Origin of the sequence: Streptococcus parasanguinis, assembly GCF_001578955.1 — a bacterium.
GTDB classification, from domain to species: domain Bacteria; phylum Bacillota; class Bacilli; order Lactobacillales; family Streptococcaceae; genus Streptococcus; species Streptococcus parasanguinis_U.
The window spans coordinates 1-634 of sequence record NZ_KQ969715.1; the positions used below are offsets into that span (position 1 = coordinate 1).

At 42.0% G+C, this 634-nt stretch carries 1 protein-coding gene; it reads left to right on the forward strand.

Translation table 11 applies throughout. The annotated features are described in order from the left end of the window. A partial coding sequence (locus SPADD19_RS10905; RefSeq protein ID WP_164905871.1) for an amino acid permease occupies positions 1–634 on the forward strand: 634 nt, incomplete at both ends.

Genomic DNA, 634 nt, shown 5'->3' on the forward strand with positions numbered 1-634 from the left:
ATCGCTGTGAAGGTTTTTGGAGAGGTTGAATTCTGGTTTGGAATGATCAAGATTGTCACGATTTTAGCCCTGATCGTAACAGGGATCTTTATGGTGACGACGAACTTTGAAACACCAGCTGGACACGCTAGTTTAACCAATATTACTAGTGGTTTTCAAATGTTTCCAAATGGTTGGGTCAAGTTCGTCATGGCCTTCCAAATGGTCTTCTTTGCTTACCAAGCGATCGAGTTTGTTGGAATTACTACTTCTGAAACCGCTAATCCCCGCCAAGTATTGCCAAAAGCCATTAAAGAAATTCCAATCCGAATTGTAATCTTTTATGTAGGAGCATTGTTGGCGATTATGGCTATTTTCCCTTGGCAACAGCTTCCCGTCAATAAGTCACCGTTTGTAACGGTCTTTCAGATGGTAGGAATCAAGTGGGCAGCAGGATTGATTAATTTTGTCGTACTGACAGCTGCTGCATCTTCCTTGAATTCCACCCTCTATTCAACAGGGCGTCACTTGTACCAGATTGCAAAAGAAACACCAAACAGCAAAGTGATGAATCGTTTGAAACTGAATAGCTTATCTCGTATGGGGATTCCAAGTCGCGCGATTATTTTTTCTGCGATTGTAGTTGCTGTTTCAG